18 protein-coding genes are annotated in these 16,195 nt (G+C 64.1%); 11 read left to right on the forward strand and 7 right to left on the reverse strand.

Going from position 1 to position 16,195, the window contains the following annotated elements:
* Window positions 1–88 precede the first annotated feature (88 nt).
* The 3 genes from EOC06_RS05115 (at window position 89) to EOC06_RS05125 (ending at window position 2,658) form a co-directional block, all read left to right on the forward strand.
* Entirely contained in the window at window positions 89–982 is an 894-nt protein-coding gene (locus tag EOC06_RS05115) for a ribokinase (RefSeq protein ID WP_128307244.1), read from the forward strand.
* Between the two features lie 102 nt (window positions 983–1,084).
* Complete coding sequence (gene purE / locus EOC06_RS05120) at window positions 1,085–1,582, forward strand: 5-(carboxyamino)imidazole ribonucleotide mutase (protein ID WP_127272234.1); 498 nt, start codon at window positions 1,085–1,087, stop codon at window positions 1,580–1,582.
* Complete coding sequence (locus tag EOC06_RS05125; protein WP_128307245.1) at window positions 1,579–2,658, forward strand: 5-(carboxyamino)imidazole ribonucleotide synthase; 1,080 nt, start codon at window positions 1,579–1,581, stop codon at window positions 2,656–2,658. Before purE ends, EOC06_RS05125 begins: the two co-directional genes overlap by 4 nt.
* A gap of 6 nt (window positions 2,659–2,664) precedes the next feature.
* Here the strand turns inward: EOC06_RS05125 and EOC06_RS05130 are convergent, their stop codons facing one another.
* On the reverse strand, window positions 2,665–3,087 hold the full coding sequence (locus EOC06_RS05130; protein ID WP_127397018.1) for a lysozyme inhibitor LprI family protein: 423 nt from the start codon (window positions 3,085–3,087) through the stop codon (window positions 2,665–2,667).
* A 242-nt stretch (window positions 3,088–3,329) separates the two neighbouring features.
* Between EOC06_RS05130 and ykgO the strand changes: the two genes are divergently transcribed.
* The 3 genes from ykgO to EOC06_RS05145 all read left to right on the forward strand — a co-directional run bounded on the left by ykgO (window position 3,330) and on the right by EOC06_RS05145 (window position 5,343).
* Window positions 3,330–3,455, forward strand: a complete 126-nt coding sequence (ykgO, locus tag EOC06_RS05135) for a type B 50S ribosomal protein L36 (RefSeq protein ID WP_006327841.1) — start codon at window positions 3,330–3,332, stop codon at window positions 3,453–3,455.
* A gap of 112 nt (window positions 3,456–3,567) precedes the next feature.
* Window positions 3,568–4,173 (forward strand): hypothetical protein, encoded by a 606-nt coding sequence (locus EOC06_RS05140; RefSeq protein ID WP_127321566.1) that lies wholly within the window; start codon window positions 3,568–3,570, stop codon window positions 4,171–4,173.
* Between the two features lie 105 nt (window positions 4,174–4,278).
* Window positions 4,279–5,343, forward strand: coding sequence for an alpha/beta fold hydrolase (locus EOC06_RS05145; RefSeq protein WP_128307246.1), 1,065 nt, complete (start codon window positions 4,279–4,281; stop codon window positions 5,341–5,343).
* A 44-nt stretch (window positions 5,344–5,387) separates the two neighbouring features.
* Here EOC06_RS05145 and pyk read toward each other — a convergent pair whose 3' ends face one another.
* Together pyk and EOC06_RS05155 are read right to left on the reverse strand one after the other, a co-directional pair.
* Window positions 5,388–6,824: a pyruvate kinase gene (gene pyk / locus EOC06_RS05150; RefSeq protein WP_013529204.1), complete on the reverse strand. Its 1,437-nt coding sequence runs from the start codon at window positions 6,822–6,824 to the stop codon at window positions 5,388–5,390.
* Window positions 6,821–7,309, reverse strand: a complete 489-nt coding sequence (locus EOC06_RS05155) for a DUF1036 domain-containing protein (RefSeq protein WP_127266899.1) — start codon at window positions 7,307–7,309, stop codon at window positions 6,821–6,823. The genes pyk and EOC06_RS05155 overlap by 4 nt, the downstream gene beginning before the upstream one ends.
* 245 nt (window positions 7,310–7,554) lie before the next feature.
* On the opposite strand from EOC06_RS05155, the gene EOC06_RS05160 reads away from it, so the two are divergent.
* From EOC06_RS05160 to EOC06_RS05170, 3 genes are all read left to right on the forward strand, one after another.
* Window positions 7,555–8,352, forward strand: coding sequence for an N-formylglutamate amidohydrolase (locus tag EOC06_RS05160; protein WP_128307247.1), 798 nt, complete (start codon window positions 7,555–7,557; stop codon window positions 8,350–8,352).
* An 11-nt stretch (window positions 8,353–8,363) separates the two neighbouring features.
* Entirely contained in the window at window positions 8,364–8,672 is a 309-nt protein-coding gene (locus EOC06_RS05165; RefSeq protein ID WP_128307248.1) for a DUF1244 domain-containing protein, read from the forward strand.
* Between the two features lie 123 nt (window positions 8,673–8,795).
* Window positions 8,796–9,971 carry an MFS transporter gene (locus tag EOC06_RS05170; protein WP_128307249.1) on the forward strand — a complete coding sequence of 392 codons (1,176 nt, stop codon included), beginning with the start codon at window positions 8,796–8,798 and terminating at the stop codon, window positions 9,969–9,971.
* Here EOC06_RS05170 and EOC06_RS05175 read toward each other — a convergent pair.
* The gene (locus EOC06_RS05175) at window positions 9,935–10,843 is read right to left on the reverse strand and encodes a LysR family transcriptional regulator (protein ID WP_128307250.1); all 909 of its coding nucleotides are present in this window, start codon (window positions 10,841–10,843) and stop codon (window positions 9,935–9,937) included. The genes EOC06_RS05170 and EOC06_RS05175 overlap by 37 nt on opposite strands.
* A gap of 113 nt (window positions 10,844–10,956) precedes the next feature.
* Here EOC06_RS05175 and EOC06_RS05180 point away from each other — a divergent pair, with 113 nt between their 5' ends.
* Window positions 10,957–11,166, forward strand: coding sequence for a DUF680 domain-containing protein (locus EOC06_RS05180; protein ID WP_128307251.1), 210 nt, complete (start codon window positions 10,957–10,959; stop codon window positions 11,164–11,166).
* Between the two features lie 76 nt (window positions 11,167–11,242).
* The gene (locus tag EOC06_RS05185; RefSeq protein WP_128307252.1) at window positions 11,243–12,202 is read left to right on the forward strand and encodes an SDR family oxidoreductase; all 960 of its coding nucleotides are present in this window, start codon (window positions 11,243–11,245) and stop codon (window positions 12,200–12,202) included.
* 63 nt (window positions 12,203–12,265) lie between these two features.
* Here the strand turns inward: EOC06_RS05185 and EOC06_RS05190 are convergent, their stop codons facing one another.
* The 3 genes from EOC06_RS05190 to EOC06_RS41735 form a co-directional block, all read right to left on the reverse strand.
* Entirely contained in the window at window positions 12,266–12,424 is a 159-nt protein-coding gene (locus EOC06_RS05190; RefSeq protein WP_023810914.1) for a DUF3309 family protein, read from the reverse strand.
* 92 nt (window positions 12,425–12,516) lie between these two features.
* Window positions 12,517–15,696 (reverse strand): efflux RND transporter permease subunit, encoded by a 3,180-nt coding sequence (locus EOC06_RS05195; protein WP_127266905.1) that lies wholly within the window; start codon window positions 15,694–15,696, stop codon window positions 12,517–12,519.
* A gap of 82 nt (window positions 15,697–15,778) precedes the next feature.
* On the reverse strand, window positions 15,779–16,195 hold a 417-nt coding region (locus tag EOC06_RS41735; protein ID WP_368773582.1), incomplete at its 5' end, for an efflux RND transporter periplasmic adaptor subunit.

The raw sequence follows: 16,195 nt of genomic DNA on the forward strand, positions 1-16,195 counted from the left end.
CGGTGGCACAGCGCGATTATCAGGCGGCGGAGCGCAATCTCGGCCGCACCATGTCCGCGGTGACATCGAAACGAAAAGACCGGGGCTCATGACGACATCGCCGCTGGTCACCGTGTTCGGCAGCTTGCACTACGACATCATGGTCGACGCGCCCGACCGCCCGCGCAAGGGCGAGACGGTGACCGGCCATGCCTGGCACCCGAAATGCGGCGGCAAGGGCGGCAACCAGGCTGTCTCGGCGGCGCGGGCCGGCGTGCGCGCGGCGATGATCGGCGCCGTCGGCGACGATGATTTCGGGCGGGCGTTGCTGGCCAACCTCGATCGCGCCAAGGTCGACCGCCGCTTCGTGCGGGTGGCCGCTGGCGCCAGCTCCGGCATGAGCGTAGCGATCTTCGACGCGGGCGGCGACTATGGCGCGGTGATCGTCTCGGGCAGCAATCTGACACTGGGCCATGCCGACATTGCCTCTGCTTCCGATGTGGTGGGACAGACGGCAGTGCTCTTGTTGCAGAACGAAGTGCCGGAAGCCGGCAACATTGCCGCCGCACGCGCCGTCAAAGCACGGGGCGGCCGCGTCGTGCTCAACGCGGCCCCCGCGCGCGAACTCTCCGAGGAGTTGATCGCGCTGGTCGACATATTGGTTGTCAACGCCATCGAGGCGGAATTCCTGGCTGGCACAGCGGTGGTCGAGACACTCGACGGCGCCGCGCAAGCCGCACGGCTGCTGGCCGATCTTTATCCGGTGGCGATTGTCACGGCGGGCGGCGAGGGCGTCGCCTGCTGCGACCAGACCGGCGAGGCCTTCGCGCTGCCGGCCGTCCCGGTCAAGGTCGCCAGCACGCATGGCGCCGGCGATGAATTCGTTGGCGCGCTGGCCGCGGGACTTGCCCGTGGGCAGACCATGCGGGCGGCCATCACCGCCGCCAACGCGGCTTCGGCCTTGCTGGTCTCGACGCCAGAGGCCGAGCGCGACGGCATCTGACCGGCTGGTTTCCGTCTTGCCAGACCGCCGCGGCCGCCGCCTATCCTTGCGGCCTCGCGCGAATTCCGCTAAGGCGCGCCTTTGTCGCCGGGGAACACGGACTTGGACGATCAACGCGCCGACGTCGCCATCATCATGGGCAGCCAGTCCGACTGGGCGACGATGCGCCATGCCGCCGAAACGCTGGAAGCACTCGGCATCCCGCACAAGCGGCTGATCATCTCCGCGCATCGCACCCCAGACCGGCTCTATGATTTCGCCAAGGGCGCCAAGGCGGCCGGTTATCAGGTGATCATCGCCGGCGCCGGCGGTGCGGCGCACCTGCCCGGCATGACGGCGGCGATGACGCCGCTGCCGGTGTTCGGTGTGCCGGTGGAATCGAAAGCGCTTTCCGGGCAGGATTCGCTGCTGTCCATTGTCCAGATGCCGGCCGGCATTCCCGTGGGCACGCTGGCCATCGGCAAGGCCGGCGCTGCCAACGCAGCCCTTCTAGCCGCCGCCGTGCTGGCACTGAACGATAACGAGCTTGCCGTCCGCCTGGATGCCTGGCGCGCCGCGCAGACCGCCAAGGTCGCGGCAGAACCGACGGATACGCCGTGAGCCTGCCCGCCGGATCGACCATCGGCATCATTGGCGGCGGCCAGCTCGGCCGCATGCTGGCTGTTGCTGCCGCCCGCCTGGGCTACCGCACCGTGGTGCTGGAGCCGCAAGCGGATTGCCCCGCGGCACAGGTCGCCAACCGGCAGATAACAGCCGCCTATGACGACCCGGCCGCCCTTGCCGAACTGGCAGGCTCGAGTTCCGTCGTCACCTACGAGTTCGAGAACGTGCCGGTTGCAGCCGCCAGTGCGCTGGCCGCCAAGGTTCCGGTCTATCCGCCGGCGCGTGCGCTGGAAGTGGCGCAGGACCGGGTGGACGAAAAAACATTCCTCAACGGCATCGGCATTGCCACCGCCGATTTCCACGCCGTCGACAATGATGACCAGCTGATCGCGGCGCTGAAAGCATTCGACGGCAGCGGTGTCCTGAAGACCCGGCGCATGGGCTATGACGGCAAAGGCCAGCGCGTCTTCCGCAACATGGAAGCCGGCGGCTTCGCCGGCACATGCGAGGCGATGGGCAATGTGCCTCTGATCCTGGAGGCCTTCGTGCCGTTCGAGCGCGAGATATCGGTAATCGCGGCGCGTGGGCTGGACGGTGCGGTCGTCGCCTACGATCCGGCCGAGAATGTCCATCGCAACGGCATTCTCCATACGTCGACCTTACCGGCCCGCGTAAGGCTCGAAACGGCGCAAGCCGCACGAACGGCGGCATCGAAGATCCTGTCGGCGCTGGACTATGTCGGCGTCATCGGTGTCGAGTTCTTCGTGCTGGCGGACGGCTCGCTGCTGGCCAACGAAATCGCGCCGCGCGTGCACAATTCCGGCCATTGGACGGAAGGCGCCTGTATCGTTTCGCAGTTCGAGCAGCATATCCGCGCCATCGCCGGCCTGCCGCTCGGCGCCCCGGACCGCCATTCCGACTGTGTGATGGAAAACCTGATCGGCGACGATGTGCTGCGCGTCCCGGAGCTTCTCGCCGAGCCCGATCTGATGCTGCATCTCTACGGCAAGGCCGAAGCGCGGCTCGGCCGCAAGATGGGACATTTCACTCGGATCGGCCGTCGCGCCTCATAGGGTTGCCTACTGCAAATCGTCGCTCTCGTCCTCGCCTGGTTTGACGCAACTCAAATCGCCTTCCTCGCAATTGGCCGCGGCAGCGAGCTGCTTGATGCGATCATTGGTCAATCTGGTCAGGCATTGCGATACTGCCATCGGATGGATCGAGCCGTCTTGACTGGCGGCGGTGGAATGCGCGCATTCGGCATCGCGAAAAGTGATCCAGGCGCGCTGCGCCACCTGCAGCAATCTCTTGCCGCCGGCGTCATCCGAGCTGGTGAGGTCCTGATAGGCCTTGTTGAGCTTGGCGTCGGCCGCCTGATAGTCTTCGCCGGCACAGATGTTCATCATCTGCTGGCTGTCGTCGCTGCGGTCGCATTCCTGCGCGCGAGCAACCGAAGCTGCCGCCAGCAGGACAAGGCAGGCGGACAGGAACATTCGGCGCATGGTTCTCTCCAAATCACTTCACGGCGACCGCATCATCCCAGCCGGCCCCAGGGCCGCGCAATGCCGCAAGGCCGACATGGCGGATAATTGATGACAGGGACGATTCACAGCCGCTATGGAGCACGCTTGCGGTTGACAGGGACAAGGCTCCTCGTTTATGAGCCTCCCACAGTTCAAAGGCGCGTCTTCTGGCGCGCCTTAAAATTTCGACCCGGACCGGGTCCACACCGACAGGCAAGACCATGAAGATCAAGAATTCGCTCAAGGCGCTGAAGGCGCGTCACCGCGACAACCAGTTGGTTCGCCGCAAGGGCCGCGTCTACATCATCAACAAGACCGCCCCGCGCTACAAGGCACGCCAGGGCTGAGTTTTCGGGCAGGAGGCTGTTGCCTCCCCCCCTTTGATGCTTGTTGCCGCCTGCCGGCATTTTCACGCCAAATTCAGTTTGACGTTCCGTCGCCCGGGACTAGAGTCCGGCGATGCGGATTCTTTTTGCATTTTTGACATCTCTGCTTGTTTCCGGCGTCATTTATGGCCCGGCATGGGCGGATGATGCTGTCGCGCCGCCGGCCACTCAGGACGCGCCGCCCGCCGCAACGACGAAACAAGCCCGCCTCGACCAGTTGTTCAGCGATCTGAAACGCGAGCGCAACGAAAAGGCGGCCGAGCGCATCGCCGGCAACATCTGGAGCGAGTGGTCGCAATCCGGCAGCGCCTCGATCGACCTGATGATGCAATGGTCGCAAAAAGCCGTCGAGGGCCAGAAGTTCGACGCAGCGCTCGATTTCCTCGACCAGGTGGTGACTTTGCAGCCGACTTATGCCGAAGGCTGGAACCGGCGTGCCACCGTCCATTTCATGATGAAGAACTACGGCAAGTCGATGTCCGACATCGACCATACGCTGCAGCTCGAGCCGCGCCATTTCGGTGCGCTGTCCGGCCTGGCGCAGATCATGGCGCTGACCGGCCACAAGCAATCGGCGCTCGAGGCCTGGCAAAAGGTGCTGGCCATCTATCCGATGATGCGCAGCGCCCAGGACCAGGTCGGCACGATTTCGGAGGAGCTTGCCGGTGAAGGTATTTGAGGGAATAGGCAGTAGGGATTAGGCAGTAGGTCCAGACCGCTCTGCGGAACACACATGCCTACTGCCTACCCTACAACTTATCCCCCTCCACCTCGTATCTCCCTCATGAACCTGATCTACGCCGCCCTTGCCTTCCTGATGGCGCTTATCTTCGGCTTTGTCGGCGTCACCCGCGTCGGCTCATGGCTGATCGAGCGTCGCAATCCGCCGATCGGCGAGTTCGCCGACATCGACGGCGCCCGCATCCACTATGTCCATGTTCCGGCGCCCGCCAATGCCGAGCTGCCGCCGATCGTCTTGATCCACGGCGCCAGCGCCAATCTCAGGGACCAGATGCTGCCGCTGCGCTCCTTGCTCGAAGGCCGCGCCGAAATGCTGTTCTTCGACCGGCCAGGCCATGGCTGGTCGGGTCGCGGCACCAACAACGAGAACCCGTCGGCGCAGGCCAACACCATTGCCGCACTGATGGACCATCTCGGCATCAAAAAGGCTGTCATCGTTGGCCATTCCTTCGGCGGCGTGGTGACATCGGCCTTTGGCCGCGAACATCCAGACAAGACACTCGGGCTCGTCTTTCTCGCACCGGCGACCCACCCATGGCCGGGCGGCGCAACCGCCTGGTACTACAATCTGACCACCATGCCGGTGCTCGGTTGGCTGTTTTCCGAAACGCTGACCTATCCGGCCGGAACCCTGCAGATGGCCGACGCCACCACCTGCGTTTTCTCGCCCAACAAGGTGCCGGACAATTATCTCAGCTCGGCCTCTATCCCGCTGGTGCTGCGACCAACAGCCTTTCGTGCCAACGCCACCGATGTCGCCGGGCTCTATCGCTACGCGCTCGCCACCGCACCGCGTTACGCCGAGATCAAGGCGCCGACCGTGGTGATTTCAGGCGATCGCGACAAGGTGGTCTATGCACATATCCATTCGGTCGGCCTGGCGCGCGACATTGCCGGTGCCGAACTCGTGTGGGTGCACAATCTCGGTCACAAGCCAGACTGGATCGCGACCGACCTGACCGTCGGCGCCATCGAGAAGGTCGCTGGCAAGAATATAGACCTGCAGGCGATGGCCAGGACCGTGGAGGCGCGCATCGCCGGCGACGCCTACGGCGCCGGCAGATGCGCCGATATCAAGGTACCGCAGGCCGAACTCGCGCCGACCTAAAGCGGGCCGTCTGAATCCGTTCAGAGGCGACACGCTTCAGGAATCTAGCGGCTGACTTGTGTGTCCGAACCGATATAGGCGATGCGCAGCATGTTGGTCGAACCCGGTGTCCGCAGCGGCACGCCCGCGGTGATGATGACGCGGTCGCCAGGCTTGCCGAAGCCTTCGTCGAAGGCGATGCGGCAGGCGCGATTGACCATGTCGTCGAGATCGACGGCGTCGGGTGAGACGACGCAATGCGTGCCCCACAAAAGCGACAGCCGCCGCGCCGTGTTGAGGATCGGCGACAGCGCGATAACAGGCACCTGCGGCCGCTCGCGGGCGGCGCGCAGGCCTGTGGTGCCCGATGCGGTGTAGGTGATGATCGCCGACAGCTTCAGCGTTTCGGCGATCTCGCGCGCGGCCAGCGAAATGGCGTCGGCGCCGGTCGCCTCCGGCTCGGAGCGCTGGGCGTTGATGATGCCGGCATAGGTCGGATCGGTTTCGACCTTGGTGGCGATACGGTTCATCATTGCCACGGCCTCGACGGGATAGGCACCCGCTGCCGATTCCGCCGACAGCATGATGGCATCGGCGCCTTCGAAGACGGCGATCGAAACATCGGACACTTCGGCGCGGGTCGGCACCGGTGCCGTGATCATCGATTCCAGCATCTGCGTTGCAACCACCACCGGCTTGCCGGCGCGGCGTGCCGCGCGCGTGATCTGCTTCTGGATGCCGGGCACCGCCTCGAGCGGCATCTCGACGCCGAGATCGCCGCGGGCGACCATCAGCGCGTCGGACAATTCGATGATCTCGGCCAGCCGGGCGACGGCCTGCGGCTTTTCGATCTTGGCCATGATCAGCGCCCGGCCGCGTGCGATCTTGCGCGCTTCGGCCAGATCCTCCGGCCGCTGCACGAAAGACAGCGCGACCCAGTCGACGCCGGTGGCCAGCACGGCATCGAGGTCCTTGCGATCCTTCTCGGTCAGCGCGCCGACCGGGAGGTCGGTGTCGGGCAGGCTGACGCCCTTCTTGTCGGAAATCGTGGTGCCGGCGACGACGGTGCAGACGATCGACTTGCCGTCGCTCTTCACCGCCTTCAGCTCGAGCTTGCCATCGTCGATCAGCAGGCGATGGCCGGCTTCGACCGAGCTTAGGATTTCCGGATGCGGCAGATAGACCCTGGTCGAGGTGCCGGGCTCGGGATTGTCGTCGAGGGTGAAGGTCTGGCCTTGCGTCAGCACTTCCTTCCCGTTGGCGAACTTGCCGACGCGCAGCTTCGGTCCTTGTAGGTCGGCGAGGATGCCGATCGGCCGGCCAACCGCTTCCTCGACAGCGCGGATGCGTCCGACCAGCGTGCGCATCAGCTCATGGTCGGTATGGCTCATATTGATGCGGAACACATCGGCGCCCGCTTCGAACAGTTTCTTCAGCATCTCCTCCGACGAGGAGGCCGGACCGATGGTGGCTAGGATCTTGACCTTGCGGCTACGTCTCATTGACTGTTTGTTCCCGGGGCGGCTGGAGCGCCTCCCGTTGTGGACTCATCGGTCAGCTGGACCATCCAGCTTGCCTGTTCGCCCGTGTCATATTCCTGGAATCCGGCGCGCTGGAAGCCCCGGGCAACGCAGTCGGTCACGCCTGCGATCTTGAACTCTTTCTCAGCCACGCACATGTTGATCGGGCCGTCCCAGCGTCCGCCGCGTTCGGCGTCTTCTGCATAAAGATAGTAAAACCTTGATGACAGCGGCCCTTCGATCAGCGTCTTGCAGCTCGATCCCTCGATGTGCCACCAGCCTTCGGTGATCCAGCCGGCCTTGGCGCGATAGCCGATGCCGACGCCGACCAGGTTCTGCGTGGCGTTGCAGACGCGGAAATCGGCACGCGCCGGCGAAGCCACGACCATGGCCGACAGGCCCATGGCAAGAGTGAGGAGCGGCATGGCAAAGGCAGAGCGCATGCGCTGCCCGCCGGCGGAACTCATCCGAAAACCCCTCAAAAACCACATCAGCATCTCTCTGCGCCCCTTTTCGGAAAAGTCCGGGCGCATGTCAACGCACCGTTTTGTCCAATTCCAATCGATTTAGAAAGGCTCCGGCGCACAATTCGCCGACGTGTGCCAGATTTCCCGGGAAACCTTGGCCAAACAACGGCATTGCGCAAGCGTCGTCTTCGTGGAATGACGATAGCACCCTCCCCGGAAGCCCGCGAACAGACCATTTCCCGCCAATGACCCGATCCACAGTTTTCGCGCCTTTCGACATCATCGAGGGCGACCGCAAGCGAGGCATCGTGCTGTTGGGCGATCATGCCCGTCGCGACCTGCCCGACGACTACGGCAGCCTCGGCCTGCCCTCGGCCGAGTTCGACCGGCACATCGCCTATGACATCGGCGTCGAGGCGGTGATGCGCGAACTGGCTGCCCTGCTCGGCGTGCCGGCGGTGCTCGCCAATTTTTCGCGACTGTTGATCGATCCCAATCGCGGCGAAGACGACCCGACGCTCATTCGCCAGCTTTATGACGGCACTGTCGTACCTGGGAATTACCCCATTACTGCCGATGAGCGCGAGAGGCGGCTCGACGGGTTCTACCGGCCCTATCACGACGCTGTCGGCGCCATGATCGCCTCGGTCGCACAGGCTTCCGCCCGGGCGCCCTTCATCTTCTCGGTGCATTCCTTCACCCCTGCCATGCAAGGAATCCGGCGTCCTTGGCACGTCGGCATCCTGTGGGACCTCGACGACCGCGTGGCGCGGCCGTTGATAGACATGCTGGCGCAGGACAAGAACCTCGTCGTCGGCGACAACGAACCCTATGACGGCGCGTTGCGCGGCGACACCATGTACAAGCACGCCATCATCAACGGCTTCGCCCATGCGCTGATCGAGATCCGACAGGATCTGATATCGGACCAGAAGGGCGCGCTCGCCTGGGCCGAACGGCTGGCGCCGATCGTTGACGCGATCGACCGTCGTCCCGATATACATGTGGTGAAGATGTTCGGCTCGCGCACCGGGCCGCTATGACGGAGGTTTCGATGACTGAACTCAGCGACGAGCAGCAACGCGATTTCGAGGCGGCCGCCTTCCGCCGGCTGGTCGAGCATCTGCGCGAGCGCAACGATGTGCAGAATATCGATCTGATGAACCTCGCCGGCTTCTGCCGCAACTGCCTGTCGAACTGGTATCGCGAGGCAGCCAATGCCGATGGCGTCGATCTCGGCAAGGATCAGTCGCGCGAGATCGTCTACGGCATGCCTTATGGGGAATGGCAGGCGCTCAACCAGACCGAGGCCTCCGACGCCAAGAAGGCCGAATTCGAGGCAAGGCGCCCCCAGGACCATTGACGCCGTCGCCCCAGCGATCACTTAAGGCTATGTTTGGCCCAAAATGCTTCCCGAAAGAGCCTTGACTGAAAATTGAATCGATCTAATTTGCCGCGCGAAGCCATTTTAAGCGGGATTCGCCTCATGAACGCGTCAACTGCCAAGCTGACTGCCATTCGCGGACGATGGGCGCTCGCGGCCATTTTCCTCGCCAACGGCTTCCTGACCGGCAGCTGGGCGCCGCAGATTCCGGTGTTCCTGACCCGGCTGGAGATTTCGAAGTTCACGCTCGGCCTGCTGATTCTCCTATTCGGGGTCGGTGCCGTCATGGCGATGACCTGGTGCGGCCATTTGATCTCCAGACATGGTTCGCGCACCGTGCTGCGCTGGTTCGCCCTGTGCGGCAGCCTCGGTCTCATGGTCGTGGCGCTGGCGCCCAACGTAACGCTGGCGGCCATTGCCATGATCATCTTCGGCGGCTCGATCGGTGGCATGGACGTCGCCATGAATGCCAATGCCGTGGTGGTCGAACGGCGGCTCTCCCGCGCCGTCATGTCGTCCTCGCACGGCTTCTGGAGTCTGGGCGGCTTCGCCGGCGGCGGCCTCGGCGGCTTTGCCATCCAGCACTACGGCCACCTCGCCCACGCGGCGGCGGTAACGGTGTTTGCCTTCGCGGTGATCGCGGTGGCCGTTCGCCATCTCCTCACCGAAGACAGACCGCAGGCGGCAGAGCATCACAAATTCGCACTGCCGGCAAACCCGCTGGTTTATCTGATCGGACTGATGGCGCTGCTGGCGATGATCTCCGAAGGCGCGGTGCTCGACTGGGCAGCCCTGTATCTGCGCCAGGAACTCGGCGCCGATCTTGCCGTTGCCGGCCTCGCCTACGCCGGATTTTCGGGCGTCATGGCGATTACGCGGTTCTTCGGCGACGGCATACGCAATCGCTTCGGCGCGGTGACGACGCTGCGCGTGTCGGCCCTGGTAGCAGCGGTCGGCATGCTGGTGGCTGGCCTGGCGCCCTCGCCCTGGCTCGCCATTGCAGCCTTTGCCTTTTGCGGCTTCGGCATCGCCAATATGGTGCCGATCATCTTTTCGGCCGGCGGCAACCAGGAAGGCATGTCTTCTGGCACCGGCATGAGCGTGGTCACCACTATCGGATACTGCGGCATACTGGTGGCGCCGTCGGCGATCGGCTTCGTTGCCGAGCATTCCAGCTTCGGCCCGATCTTCATCACCATGTCGGGACTGCTGATCATCGTGTTGCTGATGGCCGGGCTTGCTCACCGCGCCGAATTCGCGCCAGCACCCGCCGAATAGCGTTTCAGCTCCTCGTGGAGAAAATCCACCACCCGGCGGATGCGCACGCTGGTACGCACATCGCGATGCATCGCCAGCCACACCGGCAGAACTGGCAGCGGCAGGTCAGGCAGCACCTTCTCAATCAAAGGATCCCTGTCGGCCAGCGGCTCCTGGCCGAGGCCAATGCCGTTTCCCGCCCGCACCGCTTCCCACAAAACGATCTGGTTGTCGGCCCTGAAGCGGAAGCTGCTCCGGGTGACGGGGATGCCATGCTGGGTAAAGCCCCTGATGATCTCGTCGCCGCGGTCGAAGCCGACCAGATCGTGGTCGACAAGATCGGCAGGCTTTAGCGGACGGCCGCGCCTGTCGAGATAGGATTTGGCGGCGCAGGCGCAGAGCGCGATATCGCAGACCTTGCGTGCCATCAGCTCGTTCTGCGCCGGCTTGACCATGCGGATGGCGATGTCGGCATCTCGACGCAGCAGGTTCTCGACCTGGTTGGAGGCGACGATCTCGACCTCGATGCCGGGCTCCTCGATCCCCAGCCGCATCGTCATCTCAGGCAGGACATAGGCCGCCACCACCTCACTGGCGGCGATGCGCACCGTGCCTTCGATGGCCTCGACCGAACCCAGCGCCAGCAGTGAGAAGGCGCTTGCCTGCTCGCTGACCGCCTTGCCGCGTTCGAACAGCGTGCTGCCGGCCTCCGTCAGTTCGTAGCCGTGCCGTCCGCGACGGAACAGCGTAACGCCCAGCACCTGTTCCAACTCGCCGATGTGACGGCCAAGCGTCGGCTGGCTGGCCGAAAGCTTTCGCGCGGCGGCCGACAGGCCGCCGGATTCCGCCACGGCGACAAAGCTCTTGATCAGGTTCCAGTCGATTTCAGCCATTCATTTATGAATATCAGAACGCCATCTGTAGTCAATTTCCATTCGCGTTCAGAGCGACCATATTCCGGCTGCAGACACCAACACGGACTGCAAACACCACCAGGAGAACTCAGATGAACAAGATCGCTCTCACCACCGCCGCCATCCTCATTTCCGTCAGCGCCGCCTTTGCCGGCAGCGACAAGTTTGGGTCGAACGACGCCAGCCAGCCGGCTGTCACCAGCATCGACAACACGACCACCGCTTCGATCCACAACCCGGATGCGGCCGTCCGGCAGCCGGTTACGCAAGGCAGCAACCGCGACCTCTTCGGCAGCCGCTGATCTCGATCGCGCTCGTCGCTGATCCCGATCGCGCCTTGCGACCGACCACGCAAATCCCAACCCAGGAGTGCTTCCAATGACCAGTATCGCAATTCTCGGTGCCAATGGCCGGCTCGGCCGCGTGGTCGCCAAGGCCTTCATCGACGCGGGCTACGAGGTCCGCGCCGTCACCCGCAACGGCAAACTGCCAACTGAACTCGAAGGCGCTACGGCCGTTGCCGGTGACGCGCTCGACCGGGAAGCGCTGATCCGCGCCACGGAAGGTGTCGACATCATCTTCAACGGCCTCAACCCGATCTACACCGAATGGGCCAAGTGCCTGCCGATCGCCGAGAATGTCATGGCCGCTTGCCGTGCCAACAACGCACTGCATCTCTTTCCCGGGACCGTATACAATTACGGGTCGCCGATGCCGGAGGTGATCACGGAAGACACGCCGTTCCGCCCGACGACCGAGAAGGGGCGCATCCGCGTCGCCATGGAGGACCTGTTTCACCGCGAGGCCGAAGCGCGCCGCGTCCGCACCATCATTTTGCGGGCGGGCGACTTCTTCGGAGGCACCGGCAGCGGCTCGTGGTTCGACTTGGTCGTCGCTGCCAAGATCAACAAGGGTACCTATACGGCGCCCGGCCCGGTCGACCTCGTGCATGAATGGGCCTACCTGCCGGATCTGGCCAGGGCTTTCGTCGGACTGGCGCAGAACCTGGACAAGCTCGGCGCCTATGAAGCCTTCAACTTCCCGGGCCATCCCGTCACCGACCTGGAAATCAAGGCGGCCGCGGAGAAGGCGCTTGGCCGTCCGCTCAAGATGACCTCGATGGCGTGGTGGGTGCTGCGCGCCGGCAGCCCGTTCGTGGCGATGTGGCGTGAGATCGTGTCGATGTCCTATCTGCGCTTCGAACCGCACCAACTGGCGTCGGCAAGGCTGGAAGGCATCATCGGCGCGATCCCCCACACGCCGCTGGATGAGGCCGTCACTGAAGCTCTCGGGGATATCGGCATTGCCACCGTGACCGGCGTTGCGAAAGCTGCCTGACGTCCGCGATAGCGGGCGATGCTCCTCCGCACATTAACAATCTCCGCGGACTGAGAGGGCGCCTCAGAGCCGTCCCATCAACAGCAGCACCATAAGCACCACCAGCACCACGCCGACAATACCCGAGGGCCCATAGCCCCAGGAGCGCGAATGCGGCCAGGCCGGCACCGCGCCGATGAGGATAAGGACCAGGACGATGATGACGATGGTGGTGATCGGCATGAGAACCCCGCAATTCGACTTTTCGCCCAAGAACAATGCAAAAGGCCGCCCGGTTGTTCCGGGCGGCCTTTGCCGGTCAAATCGGCAATGATCTATTCGGCGGCTTTCGGAAAGGCGATATCCGGCCCGGCTCCGGCATCCCGCCCTGGCGCATCGGTCGATGAAATCTCGACCTTGCCGCGCCGGAACAGACGGCTGATCAAGCCGCGCCGTGCGCCCGGTTTGACCTTGGCGCGGGTGAACACCATCAGCATCGACGGCGTCACCACCAGCGTCAGCACCGTGGCGAAGGACAGGCCGAAGACGATCGCCGAGGACAGCGAAATCCACCATTGCGTCGACGGCGCGTTGATCGTCGTCTCGTGATGGAAGATTTCCAGCCCGAGGCCGAAGGCGATCGGCAGCACGCCGAGAATGGCCGACACAGCCGTCAGCACGACCGGGCGGGCGCGCTCGCGGCAAGTCTGCAGCACCGCCTCGACCTTGTCCCAGCCTTCTTCACGCAGCCGGTCATAGGTGTCGATCAGCACGATGTTGTTGTTCACCACCACGCCGGCCAGAGCGATGACGCCGATGCCCGACATGACGATGCCGAACGTCTCGCCGGTTATCAGCAGCCCGAGGAACACGCCGATCGTCGCCATGACCACGCAGGACAGCACCAGCCAGACGCTGGTGAACTTGTTGAACTGCGCCAGAAGCACCAGGAAGATCAGGAAGATCGCCGCCCCGAAGGCCTTGCTGAGGAAGGCGCTGGCTTCGGCGCTGTCCTCGTTCGAACCGGCCAGCTTCCAGCGGATGCCGCTGCCGAGATCCATGTCGGAGACGGCCTTGGTGACCTGCTCCTGCACAGCCGCGACCTGAGCGCCGGCGGCGACGTTGGCCTGGACGACCACCGTACGCGCGCCGTCGATGCGGTTGAGGATGCCGACCGTCGGCTCCGGCTTGCGCACGACGAAGTTCGAGATCGGCACCGAGCCTTGTGAGGTCTGCACCCTGAGTTCGTCGAGCGTCGACAGCGTGCGCCGGTCTTCGGGCAGCCGCAGCCTTATGTCGACCGCGTCGTCGGCTCCGGCAGGCCGGTATTCCGAGAGTTTCAGCCCGTTGGTCACCAGTTGCACCACCGTCCCGACCGAGGTTGGGCTGATGCCGTACTGCGCCGCCTTGGCACGATCGACCTCGAGCGCCCAGTCGACACCGGGCGGCGGCAGGCCGTCGGAAATATCGATGACGCCGGGCACCTTGCCGATGCGCGCCGCGACCTCACGGGCCTTGTCGTCGAGCCCCTTGGGGTCGACGGCCGAAAGCCTGATCTGGATCGGCTTGCCGGTCGGCGGACCGGCTTCCGGCACGCGCACCTCGACATCGACGCCGGGAATGCCGGCCATGACGCCGCGCAGATCGTCCAGGATGTGGTTCGCCGACTTGCGCTCGCGCCAGTCGATAAATTCGTACTGGATGACGCCGACGACGTCTTCGGGGATATCCTGGCCGCCGCCTTGCGTCTTGCCGACGCGGGTGTAGACCGACTTCACACCCGGCCAGCCGAGCAGCCTGTCTTCCGCGATCTTGGTCGCGGTATCCATTTCGGCCAGCGAAAGATTGCCGCGCGCATGCACGTAGAGCAGGCCATAATCCGGCTCGACATTCGGGAAGAACTCGACGCCGGCGCCGTATTTCGAATAGGCAAAGCCGACGCCGAACAAGAGCGCGACGGTCAGCACCAGCACGGTGATGGGGAAGCGCACCGCCTGCTTGACGATCGCCATGTACCAGCCGTCGCGATTGTCATCCTCATGATGCGGCGGCGCCTTGGCGAAGATCGCACCCAGCGTCGGCGCGAAGACAAGTGCATAGAGCATCGAGGCCGATAGCGTGACGATCAGCGTGATCGGCATGTACTTCATGAAGTCGCCGATGATGCCCGGCCAGAACAGCAGCGGTGAGAAGGCGGCGATGCGCGTCATCGTCGCGGCGATGACCGGACCGGCCATGCGCTTGGCGGCGAGCGCGAAGGCTTCCTCCTTCGGCATGCCCTCGCTCATCCGCCGTTCGGCGAACTCGGTGACGATGATGGCATCGTCGACCAGCATGCCGACGGCCAGGATCAGGCTGAACAGCACGATCATGTTGATCGTGTAGCCCATCATCGCCAGCAGCAGGATGCCGATCAGGAAGGACGACGGAATCGCAAGCCCGATGAGCAGCGAGGCGCGGCCGGACAGCGCGTAGAGGATGACGATGAACACCAGGATGACGGCGATCATCACATGGTTCTGCAGGTCGCCGAGCAGCTGGTTGACGAAGACCGACTTGTCCTGCGTGTAGGTGACGTTCATGCCCTCGGGCATCGACTTGACGAACTCGTCGGACACCGTTCGCACCTTGGCGATGGTGTCGATCAGGTTGGAGCCGATGCGCTTCTTGACTTCGATGGCGATGGCCGGCTTGCCGTTGAGACGGGTCACCGTCTCGGCATCCTTGAAGGTCGAACGGATCGTCGCGATGTCCTTGGCCTGCACCACGGCATTGGGGCCGGCGACCACCGGCAGTGCGGCGACATCCTCCGGCGTTTCGATCAGCGACGGTACCTTGACGGCGTATTTGCCCTCCGAGCCTTCGATATTGCCGGCGGCGACCAGGCTGTTGGAGTTGCCGACCGCACCGATCAGTTGATCGAGTTGCAGCCCATAGGAAGACAGCTTCATCGGATCGATGACGACCTCGACGAGATCGTCGCGCGCACCCTGCAGCGAGCCCTCGAGAACACCGGGAACCTCCTCGATGCGGTCGCGCAGTTCACGCGCGGCGGCGGTCAGCACGCGTTCGGGCAGATTTCCCGAGAGCGTGACGACGAGCACGGGAAATTCGGAAATGTTGACTTCGGTGACGACGGGTTCTTCCGCCGCCTGCGGCAGGTCGGCCTTGGCGTCCTGCACCTTGCTGCGCGTGTCCTGCAGCGCGGTGGCCAGATTGGTCTGCGGCTGGAATTCGACCAGCACGTAGCCGCCGCCCTGGAAGGCGGCCGAACGCATCTCCTTGAGGCCCTTCAGGCTTTTCAGCTTGCTTTCCATCGGCCGCAGCAGAAGCCGCTCCGAATCCTCGGGCGAAATGCCCTGGTAGATCAGGCTGACATACATCATCGGAATCGGAACGTCGGGCTCCGCTTCCTTTGGCGTCGCCTGATAGGCGACCCAGCCCGCCAGCAGAAGGAAGACGAGGACCGAAATGGTCAGGCGGGCATTGTTGATTGCGAGTCTGACGATATCCATGGCTAACGCCTGTTCTTGAATTTTCACGAGCTGCGTCGCAGCCGATTGTCCCCGCCCAGGGCTAGTCCGTCGCGATCTCTTGCTACTGCGTGCCGGCCGTCGCTTCGCCGAGCAGCTTCTTGATGATCGCCTGGTCGGCCTCGACCGGATTGACCAGATCGCCTTCCTTCACCAGTTCCTGGCCGGCGACGATGATGCGGGCGTCGGCCGGTATGCCGCCGAGGACGAGGCCTGTCGGCGTGTCGTCGACGAGGTCGATGGGGAAGAACGCCACCTTGTTGTCCTTGCCCACGGCACGGATGCCGAGGTCGCCCTTGTCGCCGAGCGTCACAACCGAGCGCGGCAGCAGCACCGCGTCGGTCGGCTGTGCGTTGAGCGCGATTTCCGCCGTCATGCCGGCCGGCACTGAGCCGTCGGCATTGGGGACGGCAACCTCGACGCGGAAGGTGCGGGTCGCCGACGAGGCGTCGCGGCTGATGTAGCGCACGGTGCCTTGGAC

Source organism: Mesorhizobium sp. M7A.F.Ca.MR.362.00.0.0, assembly GCF_004023175.1.
Lineage (GTDB): Bacteria > Pseudomonadota > Alphaproteobacteria > Rhizobiales > Rhizobiaceae > Mesorhizobium.